This window comes from Sulfitobacter sp. 1A12157 (assembly GCF_043557345.1).
Classification (GTDB): domain Bacteria; phylum Pseudomonadota; class Alphaproteobacteria; order Rhodobacterales; family Rhodobacteraceae; genus Sulfitobacter.
The window spans coordinates 52,714-67,925 of record NZ_JBIFFV010000010.1 but is presented as its reverse complement, the minus strand read 5'-3'; the positions used below and the strand labels follow the sequence as shown (position 1 = coordinate 67,925).

17 protein-coding genes are annotated in these 15,212 nt (G+C 62.4%); 7 read left to right on the top strand and 10 right to left on the bottom strand.

The window, feature by feature from the left end; genetic code table 11:
* Window positions 1–10: 10 nt before the first annotated feature.
* The 6 genes from lnt to ACGYLC_RS15845 all read right to left on the bottom strand — a co-directional run bounded on the left by lnt (window position 11) and on the right by ACGYLC_RS15845 (window position 4,973).
* Complete coding sequence (gene lnt, locus ACGYLC_RS15870; protein WP_394423829.1) at window positions 11–1,510, bottom strand: apolipoprotein N-acyltransferase; 1,500 nt, start codon at window positions 1,508–1,510, stop codon at window positions 11–13.
* The gene (locus ACGYLC_RS15865) at window positions 1,507–2,409 is read right to left on the bottom strand and encodes a hemolysin family protein (RefSeq protein WP_394423828.1); all 903 of its coding nucleotides are present in this window, start codon (window positions 2,407–2,409) and stop codon (window positions 1,507–1,509) included. The genes lnt and ACGYLC_RS15865 overlap by 4 nt, the downstream gene beginning before the upstream one ends.
* Before the next feature lie 27 nt (window positions 2,410–2,436).
* The gene (ybeY, locus tag ACGYLC_RS15860; protein ID WP_394401450.1) at window positions 2,437–2,982 is read right to left on the bottom strand and encodes an rRNA maturation RNase YbeY; all 546 of its coding nucleotides are present in this window, start codon (window positions 2,980–2,982) and stop codon (window positions 2,437–2,439) included.
* A complete protein-coding gene (locus ACGYLC_RS15855; protein ID WP_394423918.1) occupies window positions 2,957–3,946 on the bottom strand; it encodes a PhoH family protein in 990 nt (329 codons plus the stop codon). Before ACGYLC_RS15855 ends, ybeY begins: the two co-directional genes overlap by 26 nt.
* A 147-nt stretch (window positions 3,947–4,093) precedes the next feature.
* Entirely contained in the window at window positions 4,094–4,417 is a 324-nt protein-coding gene (locus ACGYLC_RS15850) for a hypothetical protein (protein ID WP_394401456.1), read from the bottom strand.
* A gap of 13 nt (window positions 4,418–4,430) precedes the next feature.
* A complete protein-coding gene (locus tag ACGYLC_RS15845; RefSeq protein ID WP_394423916.1) occupies window positions 4,431–4,973 on the bottom strand; it encodes an OmpA family protein in 543 nt (180 codons plus the stop codon).
* Between the two features lie 457 nt (window positions 4,974–5,430).
* On the opposite strand from ACGYLC_RS15845, the gene ACGYLC_RS15840 reads away from it, so the two are divergent.
* Window positions 5,431–5,775: a hypothetical protein gene (locus ACGYLC_RS15840; protein ID WP_394423826.1), complete on the top strand. Its 345-nt coding sequence runs from the start codon at window positions 5,431–5,433 to the stop codon at window positions 5,773–5,775.
* 55 nt (window positions 5,776–5,830) lie between these two features.
* On the opposite strand, the gene miaB is transcribed toward ACGYLC_RS15840, so the two are convergent.
* Window positions 5,831–7,135 (bottom strand): tRNA (N6-isopentenyl adenosine(37)-C2)-methylthiotransferase MiaB, encoded by a 1,305-nt coding sequence (gene miaB, locus ACGYLC_RS15835; RefSeq protein WP_394423825.1) that lies wholly within the window; start codon window positions 7,133–7,135, stop codon window positions 5,831–5,833.
* Window positions 7,136–7,257: 122 nt separating this feature from the next.
* Here miaB and ACGYLC_RS15830 point away from each other — a divergent pair, with 122 nt between their 5' ends.
* From ACGYLC_RS15830 to ACGYLC_RS15815, 4 genes are all read left to right on the top strand, one after another.
* Window positions 7,258–8,127 (top strand): hypothetical protein, encoded by an 870-nt coding sequence (locus ACGYLC_RS15830; protein WP_394423823.1) that lies wholly within the window; start codon window positions 7,258–7,260, stop codon window positions 8,125–8,127.
* A 358-nt stretch (window positions 8,128–8,485) separates the two neighbouring features.
* On the top strand, window positions 8,486–9,178 hold the full coding sequence (locus ACGYLC_RS15825) for a phosphatidylserine decarboxylase (protein ID WP_394401465.1): 693 nt from the start codon (window positions 8,486–8,488) through the stop codon (window positions 9,176–9,178).
* A 10-nt stretch (window positions 9,179–9,188) separates the two neighbouring features.
* Window positions 9,189–9,968, top strand: a complete 780-nt coding sequence (gene pssA, locus ACGYLC_RS15820) for a CDP-diacylglycerol--serine O-phosphatidyltransferase (protein ID WP_394401468.1) — start codon at window positions 9,189–9,191, stop codon at window positions 9,966–9,968.
* 1 nt (window position 9,969) lies between these two features.
* Window positions 9,970–10,587, top strand: a complete 618-nt coding sequence (locus tag ACGYLC_RS15815; RefSeq protein WP_394423822.1) for a class I SAM-dependent methyltransferase — start codon at window positions 9,970–9,972, stop codon at window positions 10,585–10,587.
* A gap of 31 nt (window positions 10,588–10,618) precedes the next feature.
* Here ACGYLC_RS15815 and irrA read toward each other — a convergent pair whose 3' ends face one another.
* The gene (gene irrA, locus ACGYLC_RS15810; RefSeq protein ID WP_394423820.1) at window positions 10,619–11,038 is read right to left on the bottom strand and encodes an iron response transcriptional regulator IrrA; all 420 of its coding nucleotides are present in this window, start codon (window positions 11,036–11,038) and stop codon (window positions 10,619–10,621) included.
* Between the two features lie 163 nt (window positions 11,039–11,201).
* On the opposite strand from irrA, the gene fabA reads away from it, so the two are divergent.
* On the top strand, window positions 11,202–11,711 hold the full coding sequence (gene fabA, locus ACGYLC_RS15805) for a bifunctional 3-hydroxydecanoyl-ACP dehydratase/trans-2-decenoyl-ACP isomerase (RefSeq protein ID WP_394423819.1): 510 nt from the start codon (window positions 11,202–11,204) through the stop codon (window positions 11,709–11,711).
* A 61-nt stretch (window positions 11,712–11,772) separates the two neighbouring features.
* Here the strand turns inward: fabA and ACGYLC_RS15800 are convergent, their stop codons facing one another.
* Both ACGYLC_RS15800 and ACGYLC_RS15795 read right to left on the bottom strand, forming a co-directional pair.
* Complete coding sequence (locus ACGYLC_RS15800) at window positions 11,773–12,375, bottom strand: SDR family oxidoreductase (RefSeq protein ID WP_394423817.1); 603 nt, start codon at window positions 12,373–12,375, stop codon at window positions 11,773–11,775.
* A gap of 64 nt (window positions 12,376–12,439) precedes the next feature.
* Window positions 12,440–13,819 (bottom strand): NAD-dependent succinate-semialdehyde dehydrogenase, encoded by a 1,380-nt coding sequence (locus ACGYLC_RS15795; protein WP_394423816.1) that lies wholly within the window; start codon window positions 13,817–13,819, stop codon window positions 12,440–12,442.
* Between the two features lie 163 nt (window positions 13,820–13,982).
* Between ACGYLC_RS15795 and fabB the strand changes: the two genes are divergently transcribed.
* On the top strand, window positions 13,983–15,212 hold the full coding sequence (gene fabB / locus ACGYLC_RS15790; RefSeq protein WP_394423814.1) for a beta-ketoacyl-ACP synthase I: 1,230 nt from the start codon (window positions 13,983–13,985) through the stop codon (window positions 15,210–15,212).

Below are 15,212 nucleotides of genomic sequence, written 5' to 3'. Positions count from 1 at the left end.
TGGTGGATGGTCAATCGGCATTCCCCGGGCTGCGACGGCGGGCCACGGCAAGCCCGCCAAGGCAGAGCGCCAGCAGCAGCGTCAAAGGCAAATCGCCGCTGCGGCTGTAAAGCGTGGGCGCCAGCGGCGCCGGCAGCGGCGCGTCGATGAAGCCTGCGGAATTGAGCGGCAGCGACGCGATCACCCGCCCCTGCGGGTCGATCATCGCCGAGATGCCGGTATTGGCCGCGCGGGCCATGGGCAGCCCCTGTTCGATCGCGCGCATCCGCGCTTGGGCCAGATGCTGGCGCGGGCCTGCGGCCTTGCCGAACCAAGCGTCATTGGTCACCTGCATCAGGAAGGCGGGCCGGGCCGGGGCGGCGTTCACATCATGGGCAAAGACGGCCTCGTAGCAAATCAACGGCAATGCGACGCCGAGCGGCCCGATATCCAAAACCTGCGCGCCCGGGCCGCTGGAAAAGCCGTTCCCCTCCTGCGCGGCGAGGCCGTGGATGCCGAAACGCCCCATCAGATCCCCCAAGGGCATGTATTCGCCAAAGGGCACGAGGTGATGTTTGTCATAAAGCTGATCGACCGCGCCGCCTTCGTCCAACACAACAAGCGAGTTGAAATAGCGCATGTTCGACCGGCGCTGCACGCCCAGCACCACTGGCACGTCCGAGGCCGCGCCGATCTCATCCAAGGCGCTTCCGGCCATGTCCAGCGACCAGGGGATCGCGGTCTCGGGCCAGATCACCAGATCGGGGGCGGCGCCTTCGTCTTGCGGCGCGGCGGCGGTGTAGTCGAGTTGGCGGGAGAAATAGAATTCGAAGGTATCGGGGTTCCACTTATCCCGCTGCGCGGCATTGGGTTGCACCAAACGCACCACATTCTCGGTCAGCACCGCAGGCGGCGCTTGCGGGGGCAGCAGCAACAGCAGCACCGTCGAGAAGGCCAGCACCCCCTGCCCCAACCGCAGGCTCAAAGGGCCACGCAGCAGCAGGATCGCGGCGATGGCGAATAGCCAGAGGTTCAGCGCATAGGGGCCGACCCAGGCGAGCCCCTGCCCCGCCATCACGCCGACAAGTCCTTGAGCGGGCATGGCCCATGGGAAGCCGGTGAAGACATAGGCGCGCAGCAGTTCAACCGCCGCCCAAGTCAGCGCCAGCGCCAGCCCGCGTTTCGGCGCGATCCAACGGGCAAGGCCAAAGGCCAGCCCCCAGAACAGCGCCATGCCAGCAGCCAGCAGGATCAGCGCAAAAGGCGCCATCCACCCATGCCGCGCCACATCGACCATGAAGGGCGATACGATCCACTGCAGCGCATGCAGAAAATAACCAAAGCCAACGCCCCAGCCCAAAAGCGCCGCGCGCATCGGCCCGCCGGATTGCGCCCGAAACAGCCAAAACGCCGCCACCAGCCCGGCAAAGAGCAGAATAGGCAGCTCATAAGGCGCTTGCCCGAAGGCTGCGATGGCCCCGGCGAGGGGGGCCAGCAGCAACCGGCCCCGCATCGCCAGCCGTTGCCTCATCCCCCGGCCCCTTGGGTGCGGACCCGCAGCCGTTTGATGCGGCGCGGGTCGGCGTCGATCACCTCGAACTCCGGCCCATCGGGGTGCAAGACCACCTCGCCCCGCGCGGGCACGCGGCCCGACAGCATAAAGACCAAGCCGCCGAGCGTGTCGATCTCTTCTTCGTCGACGGTCTCATGGTCGGTCAGGGAATGGCCAATCTCAGCCTCGAAATCCCCCAGCGGGGTCTTGGCAAGCGCGAGATAGGTGCCGGGCTTTTCGACTGTCCAATAGGTGCCCTCGTCCACGTCATGTTCGTCTTCGATCTCACCGATAACCTGTTCGATCAGGTCTTCAATGGTCACAAGCCCGTCGACACCGCCATATTCGTCGATCACCAAGGCCATATGCCGCCGCTCGGCCTGCATCTTGGTCAGCAGCACGCCGATGGTCATCGACGGCGGCACATAGACCAAGGGCCGCAGCAGTGTGCGCAGATCGAACTTGGTGTTTTTGCCATTGAACCCGTGGTTTAGCGCAAGGTCTTTGAGGTGGACCATGCCCACGGGCGTATCGAGCGTGCCATCGTAGACCGGCAGGCGGGTCATGCCGCTTTCCTTGAAGACCGAGACCAGCTCATCCAGCGTGGCGCTGACCGGCACGGCGGTGATATCCGCCTTAGGGATCGCCACGTCATCGACCCGCATTCGGCGCAGGTTCATCATGCCATGGCCCGTGGGCCGCTCGGCCTCTGCCGAGGTTTGTGGCGTGTCCTCCTCGCTGTCCGATGGGCTTAATGCCTCGAACACCCGAGAAAAGAAATTGCCGGTGCGCATCGCGCCATCGTCCGGCTGCTCATGTCTGTCTTCATCTGTCAGCGCGCTCTGCGCCGCGTCAGATGATCCGTCTGTATCGCCCATTGGGTCCCGTCTGTGTTACAAAGCCCCTCAAGGCCCATTTTCCTTATATGGGTCATCATAACCCATTTTGCCAAGTATTTCGCGCTCCAACCCCTCCATCAACGTCGCGTCGGGGTCATTTTCATGGTCATAGCCCAGAAGATGCAACAGCCCGTGCACGATGAGATGGGTCACATGGGCATCTAATGGCTTCTCCGCCGCCTCGGCTTCGGCGGCGCAGGTCTCGAAAGCCAAGGCGATGTCGCCCAGTTCGAGCATCCCGTCAATGCCGGGGGTGACGGGCAGCGGATCGCCGCCCGGGGTGACCGCCCCGCGTTCCTCGGCAGGCCAACTTAGCACGTTGGTCGCCTTGGCCTTGCCGCGAAAGTCTTCGTTCAGCGCAGCGATGCGGGTGTCGTCGCAGGCCAGCAGGGTCATCTCGGCGGTTTTGGCATCAAGGCCGAGATGGCCCAAAGTGGCGCGTGCCGCAGCATGGGCGCGCGCCTCAAGGTCGACCGCCGCCCAGCGGTCGTCTTCGATCACGATGTCGAAATCTTCCAGCATCACGTCAAGCGGCACCGCTATCGGCCTCATAAGCCTCAATAATCGCGGCGACCAGCGGGTGACGCACCACATCTTTAGAGGTGAAGTAGTTGAAGCTGATGCTGGGGATTTGCTTGAGCAGCCGCTCCGCGTCCTGAAGCCCCGATTGCACCCCGCGCGGCAGGTCGATCTGGGTGCGGTCGCCGGTGATCACCATGCGCGAGTTCTGCCCCAACCGGGTCAGAAACATCTTCATCTGCATCGAGGTGGCGTTTTGCGCCTCGTCCAGCACCACGAAGGCATTTGAGAGCGTGCGCCCCCGCATGAAGGCCAGCGGCGCAATCTCGATCCGCTTTTCCTCCAGCAGTTTGGCCAGTTGCTTGCCCGGCAAAAAGTCGTTCAGCGCGTCATAGAGCGGTTGCATGTAGGGGTCGACCTTGTCCTTCATGTCGCCCGGCAGATAGCCCAGCTTCTCGCCCGCCTCGACCGCGGGGCGGCTGAGGATGATCCGGTCGACATGGCCGCCGATGAACATCGACACGCCCACGGCGACGGCGAGGTATGTCTTGCCGGTGCCCGCAGGGCCGATGCCGAAGGCCAGCTCATTGTCAAAGAGCGACTGCACATAGGCTTTTTGCGCATCGGTGCGCGGCTCAACCCGTTTTTTGCGGGTCTGGATTTCGATCGCGTCCGAGATCGGCATCTCCAACTGGTCGCCCTGACGCACGCCGGTGCCCGCGCCGGAATTGCCCATGCGCAGCAGACCGTCCACATCCGCAGGCTCAACCGCGCGGCCACTTTCCAGCCGGAGATAGAGCGCATTGAGCAGGCTCTCGGCCTTCTCAACAGCCTCGGCTTCGCCCAGAATTTGCAGGTGATTGCCGCGCCGGATGATCTGCACCTCAAGCGATTTTTCGATGGCCGCCAGATGCGCGTCATAGGCGCCGCAGAGGTCGATCAAAAGGCGGTTGTCGGGAAATTCCACCACCCGTTCGGCCGCGGTTTCCGGTGTCATCAGATCAGTTGAAGGCAATGCGCGTATCCTTTGTGAAGCACTGAATGTTGAAATAGTCAGACCGGACCGAATTACCAACCCGTCGCGACAAAAAGGGCCGAAGCGCAACGCGCTCCGGCCCGGGGTCTGTGATATGGCCCGCCAAGGTCAGTTCGGGTCTTTGATGTTGGAGCCGCCTTTGAAGTGGCCCGCGGTATGTGTCGGCGGCGCCACGCCCGAGCAGACCGGCTTGCCGAATTTATCAAGCCGCGCCGAAAGATAGCCCTCGACCCCGTCGTCGATGATCCAGTGGTCGCACCCGTTGGGATCGACCCAGATGCCCGCCTGAAGCTGGCTCAGATGCTTTTTGTCGATGCCCCGGTCAAAGGTCTTGTCCGAAGGGTAGCCCCGGCCCAAACCGCCTTCGTAATCGGTACAGGCCGAAAGGCCGACGGCACAGGCTGTGACCATGAGAAGTTTCGTCTTAATCACTTTTACGGCCCCTTCAGCGAATGCAGATGATTTCGACACGGCGGTTCTTAGCCATGTTCGCAGCGGAATTGTTCGGCACGGCGGGCATCCGTTCGCCATAGCCCCGCACATCGGCGATTCTAGCGCCGACTTGGTTGGCGATGCGCGCCACGGCATTGGCCCGGTTGTAGGACAGGCGCATGTTATAGGCGTCCGACGCGCGGCTGTCGGTATGGCCGGTAATGATATAGGACACCGCCCCGGTCGACTGGAAGAAATTCGCCAGACGCGCCCGGCCCTGCGGCGAGATGCTGTATTTGTCGGTGGCAAAGAACTGATCCGCCTCCATCACGCCGCAGACATCGCCGCGGCGGCAGACCGGAATGCCCTGACGGGTGGTATGCGGGGTCATATAGCCCTCGGCCCCGTCATCCATGACCCAATGTTCACAGCCATCCGGGTCTACCCAGATGGTCGGCGTGTAAACGCCTTTGTCACGGCCCTGTTGCGAGGGTGTCTGCGCATCGGCCGAGGTGCTGGCCACGGTCAGCGCCGCTGCCATCGTCAGGCTGGCCATGGCGCGCAGTGCTTTGGAAATAGTGGGTCCCACAGCGTTTGTCCTATTCTAATTTCTGGTTCTTATCTTTGGCAAATGCGACCCCTCCCCGGACCCGCGCCTTTTGAGTATAGGGTCAGGTTAGGTAAAAACGGTCTCGCTGTGAAGCTGTGAAATCAACATTTTGTGGCCGAACCTTGCCGCATTACAACGAATCCGCCGCGCGATAGCGGCAAATCGGCTTTAAAGGACGGCCCCGCTTCCTTGCCCCGATGCGCCGAAAAACCACCATTAAATACGGTCCGGCGACAATCACACACGAGCCAGTGGGATTGTTCGCAGGCAGCACCCCCTGCCATTGAATTTTCTTGAAAACCGCACCTTTAGACCTAAACCTCATTCCATCGGATCGCGAGGGTGGGACTTCGCGCGGCTTTGCCGATCTCGACTGCTGCAATGAAAACTGGGGGACCAACTTATGATGAAAACGCTACTCGCCACCGCCGTCACCGGCCTGCTTGCCCTGCCCGCCTTCGCGGGAGGTGTGAAATACGCCTATCACAACCAAGGAGTGGCCCATCCCACGGGCAATGTGATCCACGTCAGCTGCTACCGCGGCCCGTGGAACGACGTGATTTGGGACCGGCCAAACTCGGTCTTCGTGGATAGCCTCGTGGCCGTGGGCTATGACTTTTCCACCGCCCATGCCGTGGCCGAACGGGTCTGCCGGGATCACACACTCGTCGGCAACCCCGAGGGGCTGAAAGCGACGATGAAGCGGATTTTTGCGGATGCCGCATCGCACCGCAAACACAACTACTGAAAGACTACGGGTGCGCGGCGACGCGCACCCGTTGCTAGCCCCTTAGGACTGCGGATCAGACCAGAACGGCGGCCAGTGAATTGGTCTTGGCCTCGGTCACACGCACGCGCTGGATGTCACCAATCTGCGCCGTGCTGTCTTCGATATGTACCGCGTGCAGGTATTCCGACTTGCCCAGCATCTGGCCGGGCAAACGGCCCTTCTTCTCGACCAGAACCGACACTTCGCGGCCCACCATCGACTGCTGGATTTCCTGCTGGTGCTGGGTAATCAGCCCTTGCAGCCGCTGCAAACGGTCATCGGCCACAGCCGGATCGACCAACGGGCGTTCGGCGGCGGGCGTGCCGGGGCGGGTGGAGTATTTGAACGAATAGGCATAGCCGTAGCGCACCTGCCGGACGAGCTCCATCGTGGCCTCGAAATCCGCTTCGCTCTCTTCCGGGAAGCCGACAATGAAATCCCCCGACAGCACGATGTCGGGGCGCGCTTCGCGGATGCGCTCCAGCAGCTTAAGGTAGCTTTCGGCGGTGTGGCTGCGGTTCATTCGTTTCAGGATATGGTCGCTGCCCGATTGCACCGGCAGATGCAGATAGGGCATCAGTTCGGGGACTTCACCATGGGCCGCGATAAGGTCGTCGCCCATGTCATTGGGGTGGCTGGTGGTGTAGCGGATACGCTCCAATCCGTCGATCTTGGCCAGCGCGCGGATCAACCCGGCCAGCGTCATGCCGCCGTGATAGGCGTTGACGTTCTGACCCAGTAGCGTCACCTCGCGCACGCCGCGCTCGACCAGATCGCGCGCCTCTTCCAGCACCTTCTCGGCGGGGCGGGAGACTTCAGCACCGCGGGTATAGGGCACCACACAGAAGGCGCAGAACTTGTCGCAGCCCTCTTGTACGGTCAGGAAGGCGGCGGGGGCGCGTTTCGCCTTGGGGCGGCCCTTGAGGTGGTCGAATTTGTCTTCTGCCGGGAAATCGGTGTCGAGCGCGCTTTGCCCACCCTGCACCTTCGCCTCCATCTCGGGCAGACGGTGATAGCTTTGCGGGCCAACCACCAGATCGACGGCGGGCTGGCGGCGCATGATCTCTTCGCCCTCGGCCTGGGCCACGCAGCCCGCCACGCCGATCTTCAGATCAGGCCGCGCGTCTTTCAGCGGTTTCAAGCGGCCCAGTTCGGAATAGACCTTCTCCGCCGCCTTCTCGCGAATATGGCAGGTGTTGAGCAGGATCATATCCGCGTCATCGGCGCGGTCGGTGGTGACATAGCCTTGCCCGCCCAAGCTCTCGGCCATGCGTTCGCTGTCATAGACGTTCATCTGGCAACCATAGGTCTTGATGAACAGCTTTTTCGGTTGGGTCATGGCGGGCATCCAAGGGTTTTGACGGATTTCGGGCAGATGGCGTCGTCTAACAGCGGTGGCCGCGTCTTGCAATGCACCCGGAATTGGCCGACTTTACCAGCGGCAAATTCCAGCGGGGGCCTATGCGATATCGCGATCTCGACCAGCTTATCAAAGAGGCCCGCACGGTGCTGAACACAGGCCCCATCGCCATGATCTTTGTCGAGGATGCGGTTGAGGTCGACACCACCCTGCGCCACCATCAGCAGGCGGGGTTCGACAGCGTCGTGGCGCTGATGCCGCCCGGTTTCGACCTGCCCCGCGACCTGGAGGAAAGCGTGCTGCGGGTGGACTATGACGCCACCGCCGAAGCCGCGCTGGAGCGGGCCGTGAACCACATGATCGCGGCGGTGCCGGGGCAGTGGCTTTACTACTGCTACAACGCGGAATACCTGTTTCACCCTTTCAGCGAGACGCGCAACGTCAAGGAATTGCTGGCCTTTCACAGCGAAGAGCGGCGCGATGCGATGCTGGCCTATGTGGTGGACCTCTATGCGCTGGACCTCAAGCGACACCCCAATGCCGTCTCACTGGATCAGGCGCATTTGGACCGCTCGGGCTATTACGCGCTGGCGCGCAAGGATACGGCCCGAGACGGGCATCCCAAGGAACGGCAGCTTGATTTCTTTGGCGGGCTGCGCTGGCGGTTCGAGGAACATGTGCCGCCACAAAGCCGCAAGATCGACCGTATTCCGCTGTTTCGCGCCAAACCGGGGCTGCAGCTGCGCGGCGACCACAGGTTCAACGACGAAGAATACAACACCTACGCCTGCGAATGGCATCACAACGTCACGGCGGCGATCTGCTCGTTCCGCACGGCCAAGGCGCTGAAGCGCAATCCCGGCAGCCGCTATGACATTCCCACATTCCAATGGCATAACTCCGAGCCGTTCGAGTGGCATTCCCGGCAGTTGATGGATCTGGGTTTGATGGAGCCGGGGCAGTGGTTCTGACAGGCTCCCCTTTCAACCGACCCGCCCGTGGGAACCACGGGCATCGCCCTCCCTCCCCCCGGAGGGCGATCTTGCCATGTTTCGCCAGACGGACCGGCAAAGGTCTAGAATGACCGCCCCACATCACGCGACCGCTCATCGCCCACCAGGGTGGGCGATGCCCTCTGCGCATGGCGGCTGGCCTTTTCGACGCATGGACAAGACGCCGCCGGCATCGGTGGCCCTCTCAAACTTTCCCCCGAAGTGCGCTGCCCTTACCGCTTTACGTCCAACCGCCCAAATCCGGCGCGCGCCCAAAACCTCCTTGCACTCGCCCGCCATGCTCCTATGACGGAAGACAGCCACAACGGAGGGTCCGATGGCCGTCAACATGCTCGACACATTCATCAAACCGATGCACCGCGAGGGCATCAAATTCGTGGCGATCTTCGCCGCCGTCACGCTGGTGCTCTTCGCTATCGAAGAAGTCCTCGGCTGGATCGGCGTGGGCCTGACGATCTGGTGCTACTACTTCTTTCGCGACCCCGAGCGTGTGACTCCGGACCGGCCCGACCTGATCGTCAGCCCCGCCGATGGCATCGTCTCACTCATCGAGCCTGCGGTGCCCCCCGCCGAACTGGGCATGCCGGATGTGCCGCTGACCCGCGTCAGCGTTTTCATGAGCGTCTTTAACTGCCACATCAACCGCGCCCCGGTCGCGGGCAAGGTGCAGGCCGTGGCCTACCGGCCGGGCAAGTTCTTCAACGCCTCGCTCGACAAGGCCAGCGCCGACAACGAGCGCAACAGCCTGTGCATCCGCATGGACGACGGGCGCGACATCGCGGTGGTGCAGATCGCGGGCCTCGTGGCGCGGCGCATCGTTTGCTTCGTGAAATCCGGCGACGGGCTTGAGACCGGCGAACGCTTCGGCTTGATCCGCTTCGGCTCCCGGCTAGATGTTTACCTGCCCGAAGGCGTCGACCCGATGGTGCGCATCGGGCAGACCATGGTCGCCGGGGAAACCGTGCTGGCCGAGTTGAAACAGCCGGTTGCAGAGACCGCCCCGCTTTAGGAAAGACCCCATGCGCCCCCCTTCTGAAAAGACCGGCGCGGACCTTGCGCTGATCCAGCTTCTGCCCAATGCGCTGACGATCACCGCGATTTGCGCAGGGCTATCGGCGATCCGCTTTGGGGTGCAGGGCAACTACGTGCTGGCGGTGCAACTGATCCTTCTGGCCTGCGTGCTGGATGGCTTGGACGGGCGGCTTGCGCGGCTTTTGCGGTCTTCCAGCCCGATGGGCGCGGAACTCGACTCGCTGGCCGATTTCCTGAACTTCGGCGTGGCCCCGCCGCTGATCCTCTATTTTTGGGCGCTGCAGGACATGCGCTCGGCGGCCTGGATTTCCGTGCTGATCTATGCGGTTTGCTGCGTGGTGCGACTGGCGCGGTTCAACGTCAACGACAAGGCCGAAGCGGCCAAGGCCAAGAACGGCGATGCGGTGGGGGAATCCGGTTCTTTCTTCACCGGCATCCCCTCGCCCGCGGGCGCGCTGCTGGTGCTCTTGCCGATGACGCTGTCCTTTGCTTTTCACAATCGGCCGATCCTGCCCGACTGGATGATCTGCCTGCATATGGTGCTGATCGGTTTTCTGATGATCAGCCGCATCCCTACATGGTCTTTCAAAACCACCAAAGTCTCCCGACGCCATGTGAAATACCTGCTGGTGGGCGTGGCAATTTTCGCCGCCGCCCTGGCCACCTACGCTTGGACCACGCTCGTCGTGCTTTGCTTGGCCTATATCGGCATGGTGATCTGGGGGCTTCTGAGAGCACGGAAAACGGGTTTAACCAAAAGGAATTGAAATGGACATCAAGGCGGTCGAGACATCCTATGCCCGTTGGGCACCGATCTACGACAAGACCTTCGGCGCCCTGACCAGTGGCGGTCGCCGCCATGTCGTGGCCCATATCAACAAGGGCAGCGGCTCTGTCCTTGAAGTGGGGGTCGGCACTGGCCTGTCCCTGCCCCACTATGCGCCGCACCTCTCGGTCACCGGCATTGATTTCAGTGACGAAATGCTTGCCAAGGCCCGCCAGCGCGTCACCCGCGAAGGGCTGCAACATGTCGCGGGCTTGCGCCAGATGGACGCGCGCGACCTCGACTTCCCCGATGCCAGTTTCGACACGATCGCCGCGATGCATGTGCTCTCCGTGGTGCCCGAGCCCGAGCGTGTGATGGAGGAAATCGCCCGCGTGCTGAAACCCGGCGGTCAGGTGGTTATCGCCAACCATTTCATGCGCACCACGGGCGTGCTCGGCTTTCTGGAAAAAGTCTCGGCCCCCTTTGCGAATACGCTCGGCTGGCATTCGGATTTCGAGATGGAGACCGTGCTGCAACAAGACGCGCTGGAGGTCGAAGACGAACGCGCCCTGCCGCCCATGGGGATGATGACCTTCTTGGTGCTGCGCAAAGGCGGCTGATCACGCAGGCGGCGGGGTGTGCCCCGCCGGTTCAGGTCTTCCGGCGCAGCCGGATCACCACATCGACCGAGGCAATCTCGGCCCCTTCGGGCGCATAGGGAAGCTGTGCGATGACCAATTGCTCCGAGGGCGCATCGGTCAGCTTGCTGTCGTCTTCCCAGAAGAAATGCGGGTGGTCATGGGTGTTGGTGTCGAAATAGCTTTTCGAGCCATCCACAGTCACCTCCTGCAACAGCCCGGCATCGCAGAACGCGCGCAGCGTGTTGTAGACCGTGGCCAGCGACACGGCCTCGCCCTGCCCCTTCGCGGCCTCGAACAGGCTTTCGGCGGTGACGTGGCGGTCTTGCCCATCGCCCACCAGAAGGCTTGCCAGCGTGACACGTTGGCGCGTGGGGCGCAGCCCGGCCTGAGCTAACCAGCGCGTTCCGACCTCTTGTACCTCTACGGACATCAGTTCCCTGCCTTTCAGGGTCATATAAAGGAGGAAATCCCCGGTTTTCAATTGAAAACCTTGCATCAATCGTCGCAGCGCCCCTGCCGCGCCCTTGCGGCACGCGGCGGCGGGGTGCTAAACGGGGCCGGACGTTATAACAGAGCAGCAGGAGAGCCGCAGGATGGCCGACTACCCCACGAGTTTCGACAAGGAAGATCTGCTGAAATGCGCCCGCGGTGAGCTTTTTGGCCCCGGCAACGCACAGCTTCCCGCCCCGCCGATGCTCATGATGGACCGGATCACCGATGTCTCGGCCGATGGCGGCGCCCATGGCAAGGGCCATATCACCGCCGAGTTCGATATCACCCCGGACCTGTGGTTCTTTGAATGCCACTTCCCCGGCAATCCGATCATGCCCGGCTGCCTTGGCCTCGACGGTCTGTGGCAGCTCACCGGCTTCAACCTCGGCTGGCGCGGCTGGCAGGGGCGCGGTTATGCGCTCGGCGTGGGCGAGGTGAAGCTCACCGGCATGGTGCGCCCGGACCGCAAGATGCTGACCTACAAGATCGACTTCACCAAGGCGATGCAGACCCGCCGCCTGACCATGGGCGTGGCTGACGGCATCGTCGAAGCCGATGGCGAAGTGATCTATCAGGTAAAAGACATGAAAGTCGCCCTTAGCGAGAGCTGAGCCGCTGCGATTTTACGGATATAAAAACGGGGGGCCAGGCGGCCCCCTTTTGCATTGCCGCTCAAAGCGTCTGCATGTCTTGCACCTTACCGTCATGCCGCCCGGTCACAGCGGCCTCGGCCAATACGGCGGCCACGTCAGCACGATGCGCCTCACCCTTCTGATCGACACCCTCGCCCAGTTTGACCGCATTGGTCTTGGGGTCATCGGTCAGCGCCACGGGCCGCAGGATCGAATGGGTCAGGCCAGAGCCTTGCAGATGTTCATCCGCCGCCTGTTTCGCCTTTAGGTAATGGGTCATCTCATGATCCTCAGGCGGGTTGTCGGCGCCCACCGAACTCAGCATCACGAAGCGGTCGACCCTAGCCTCGCGGGCCAGATCAACCAAACGCTGCGCGCCTTCGCGGTCGACCTTTTCCGTCATCTCCGGCCCGGTGCTGCTGCCCGACCCGGCGGCGAAGACAACGGCGTCAACACCGTCACAGACACCCGCTTGCAGGTTGGTTAGATCACCCTTCCGCTCTTCGGTGCCCTTTGGCAGAACAGACGTGTCGGAGCCGTCGCGCACCAGTGCGATCGGCTCGGCCCCGCGATCTTTCAATTCACTGACAAGCAAACGCCCGGTTTTGCCGGTCGCACCGGCGACAAGTACTTTCTTGGTCATATGGAACCTCTTGGGTTTTATTTTAGACGAGCGGGAGGCACAGGCGCCGCCCGCCCTTTTCCGGTTACGACGGCAGGAAAATCGACTTGGCGTTGACGAATTCTTTCATGCCAAAGCCACCATGCTCGCGCCCGTAGCCGGAGTCCTTCACCCCGCCAAAAGGCATATTCGGATCGGCAGCGCCAAAGTTGTTGATCCGCACCATGCCGGTGTCGAATTCATCGCGCGCAAGGCGCAGAGCGTGTTCTTCATCCGTGCAGAAGATGCCGCCGCCCAGACCATAGCGGCTGTCATTGGCAATGCGCATCGCGTCTTCGTCATCCTTCGCCCGGATGACCGAGGCGACGGGGCCGAAGATTTCATCGTCATAGGCTGGCATGCCCGGCTTGACCTCGGCCAATACGGTCGCAGGATAATAGGCGCCCGTGCGGTCGGGCACTTCGCCACCGCAAAGCACCTTGGCCCCCTTCTCGACGCTCTCTTTCACCTGATCGCGGACGGTTTCGAACTGCTCTTGGCTCGACAAAGGTCCAAGCTTGGTGTCTTCGTCCATCGGATCGCCCATCGGGATCGCCTTCATCGCATCGACATAGGCGCTAACGAAAGCGTCGTAATTCTTCTCGGTCACGATGAAACGCTTGGCCGACACGCAGGTCTGGCCATTGTTGTAAAGCCGCCCCATGGTCGAGAATTTCACCGCCGTTTCGATATCGGCGTCGTCAAGCACGAGATAGGCGTCGTTCGACCCCAGTTCGAGCACGGATTTCTTCAGATGTTTCGCGGCCTCGGCCCCTATATGGCTGCCCGCGCTGTCAGAGCCGGTCATGGTCACGCCGCGGACCAGCTTGTGCCCGATCAGCTTGTCGGAGGTATCGTGGTCGATGATAATGACGTTGAACAGGTCTTTGGGCAGGCCCGCTTCTTCGCAAAGCTCTTTCAGTCGCAGGCCGCTGCCGGTGCAGATTTCCGCATGTTTCAGGACGCAGCCGTTGCCGGTCATCAGGTTCGCGGCCAGCACGCGCACGGGCTGGTAGAGGGGGAAGTTCCACGGCTGAATCTGATAGATTACGCCGATGGGCTGATAGGTCACCACACCGCGTTTCTTGCCGCCCGCGTGTTTGCGCTCTTCGTCCTTCAGCATGTCGGGGCCGTTCTCGGCGGTATACTCAAAGATCTGCGCGCAGAGTTCGACCTCGGTCAGCCCGTCTTTGTAGAGCTTGCCCACCTCGCGGGTCATCAACTCCGACAGGCTTTCCTTATTCTCGCGCAGCTTCTCGGCGATCTTTTTCAGATAGGGCGCGCGTTCGGCATGGGTCAGCTTGCGCCACTCCTTAAAGGCCTTATGCGTGGCTTCGACCGCTTGGGTCGCTTCGGCTTCGGACATCACGTCATAGGTGTCGAGCACCTCTTCGGTGGCGGGATTTACCGTATTGATCTTGGGCATTCTAACCTCCTTCATGTCTCGGGGGGGCAACACCGCCTGCACCTGCCCCGTTCCATCACAGAACCTTGACCGCGATCTTCGCGCGTGGTGGGTCGGCAAACCGCTTGCGCCGTATGGGCGTGCTGGCATACACCGGGTCTGCCAAAACAAAGGAGTGCTGCGCATGCGCCGCGTCGTCGTCACAGGGTTGGGGATTGTCTCATCCATCGGAAACAACGCCGAAGAAGTGCTCGAAGCACTGAAAAACGGCACCTCCGGGATCGAAGCCAGCCCGGAGATGGCCGAACACGGGTTCCGCAGCCGCGTTGCCGGGACGCTGAAGATCAATCTGGCCGATCACATCGACAAGCGCACCCTGCGCTTCATGGGGCCGGGCGCGGGCTATGCCTATGTCGCCATGCAGCAGGCGATCAAGGATGCGGGTCTGGACGAGGCGCAAATCAGCAACCCGCGCACCGGTCTGGTGGCAGGCTCCGGTGGGCCATCGACCTCGGCCATGTTCGCCGCGCATAACATCGTGCAGGACACCGGCGCGACCAAGCGCATCGGGCCCTTCGCGGTGCCGAAATGCATGTCCTCGACCGTGAGCGCGAACCTGTCGACCGCTTTCAAGATCAAGGGCATCAACTATTCCATCACCTCGGCCTGCTCCACCTCGCTGCATTGCATCGGCAACGCGGCCGAGCAGATCATGCTGGGCAAGCAGGACGTGATGTTCGCCGGGGGTGGCGAGGAGTTGGACTGGACGCTTTCCTGCCTCTTCGACGCCATGGGCGCGATGTCCTCGAAATACAACGACGCGCCCGAGACGGCGAGCCGCGCTTTTGATGCCGACCGCGACGGTTTCGTGATCTCCGGCGGCGGCGGCATGCTGGTGCTCGAAGACCTCGACCACGCGCTGGCGCGCGGTGCGAAAATCTACGCCGAGGTGACCGGCTATGCCGCCACCAGCGACGGGCATGACATGGTCGCCCCCTCTGGCGAGGGCGGCGAGCGCGCGATGCGTCTGGCGCTGGAGACCCTGCCCGAGGGCCGCAAGGTGGGCTATATCAACGCCCATGGCACCTCGACGCCCGTGGGCGACGTGGGCGAGATCGAGGCGGTGCGCCGCGTCTTCGGTGAGGGCAACACCCCGCCCGTCAGCTCCACCAAGTCGATGACCGGCCACGCACAAGGCGCTGCCGGCGCGCTTGAGGCGATCTTCTCGCTCTTGATGCTCGACAATGACTTCATCGCCAAGTCGATCAACGTGCAGAACCTCGACCCGGCGCTGGATGCGTCCGAGATCGCGCTCGAGCGGGTCGACAACGCGGGCCTCGACTCGGTGATGACGAACTCCTTCGGGTTCGGCGGCACCAACGGGTCGATGATCCTGTCGAAGTACCAAGGCTGA

Excerpts from the sequence above, each read along its gene's own strand:
- lnt (WP_394423829.1), bottom strand. The coding sequence starts at position 1,510 with ATGAGGCAACGGCTGGCGATGCGGGGCCGGTTGCTGCTGGCCCCCCTC.
- ACGYLC_RS15865 (WP_394423828.1), bottom strand. The coding sequence starts at position 2,409 with ATGGGCGATACAGACGGATCATCTGACGCGGCGCAGAGCGCGCTGACA.
- ybeY (WP_394401450.1), bottom strand. The coding sequence starts at position 2,982 with ATGAGGCCGATAGCGGTGCCGCTTGACGTGATGCTGGAAGATTTCGAC.
- ACGYLC_RS15855 (WP_394423918.1), bottom strand. The coding sequence starts at position 3,946 with ATGACACCGGAAACCGCGGCCGAACGGGTGGTGGAATTTCCCGACAAC.
- ACGYLC_RS15845 (WP_394423916.1), bottom strand. The coding sequence starts at position 4,973 with ATGGCCAGCCTGACGATGGCAGCGGCGCTGACCGTGGCCAGCACCTCG.
- ACGYLC_RS15840 (WP_394423826.1), top strand. The coding sequence starts at position 5,431 with ATGATGAAAACGCTACTCGCCACCGCCGTCACCGGCCTGCTTGCCCTG.
- miaB (WP_394423825.1), bottom strand. The coding sequence starts at position 7,135 with ATGACCCAACCGAAAAAGCTGTTCATCAAGACCTATGGTTGCCAGATG.
- ACGYLC_RS15830 (WP_394423823.1), top strand. The coding sequence starts at position 7,258 with ATGCGATATCGCGATCTCGACCAGCTTATCAAAGAGGCCCGCACGGTG.
- ACGYLC_RS15825 (WP_394401465.1), top strand. The coding sequence starts at position 8,486 with ATGGCCGTCAACATGCTCGACACATTCATCAAACCGATGCACCGCGAG.
- pssA (WP_394401468.1), top strand. The coding sequence starts at position 9,189 with ATGCGCCCCCCTTCTGAAAAGACCGGCGCGGACCTTGCGCTGATCCAG.
- ACGYLC_RS15815 (WP_394423822.1), top strand. The coding sequence starts at position 9,970 with ATGGACATCAAGGCGGTCGAGACATCCTATGCCCGTTGGGCACCGATC.
- irrA (WP_394423820.1), bottom strand. The coding sequence starts at position 11,038 with ATGTCCGTAGAGGTACAAGAGGTCGGAACGCGCTGGTTAGCTCAGGCC.
- fabA (WP_394423819.1), top strand. The coding sequence starts at position 11,202 with ATGGCCGACTACCCCACGAGTTTCGACAAGGAAGATCTGCTGAAATGC.
- ACGYLC_RS15800 (WP_394423817.1), bottom strand. The coding sequence starts at position 12,375 with ATGACCAAGAAAGTACTTGTCGCCGGTGCGACCGGCAAAACCGGGCGT.
- ACGYLC_RS15795 (WP_394423816.1), bottom strand. The coding sequence starts at position 13,819 with ATGCCCAAGATCAATACGGTAAATCCCGCCACCGAAGAGGTGCTCGAC.
- fabB (WP_394423814.1), top strand. The coding sequence starts at position 13,983 with ATGCGCCGCGTCGTCGTCACAGGGTTGGGGATTGTCTCATCCATCGGA.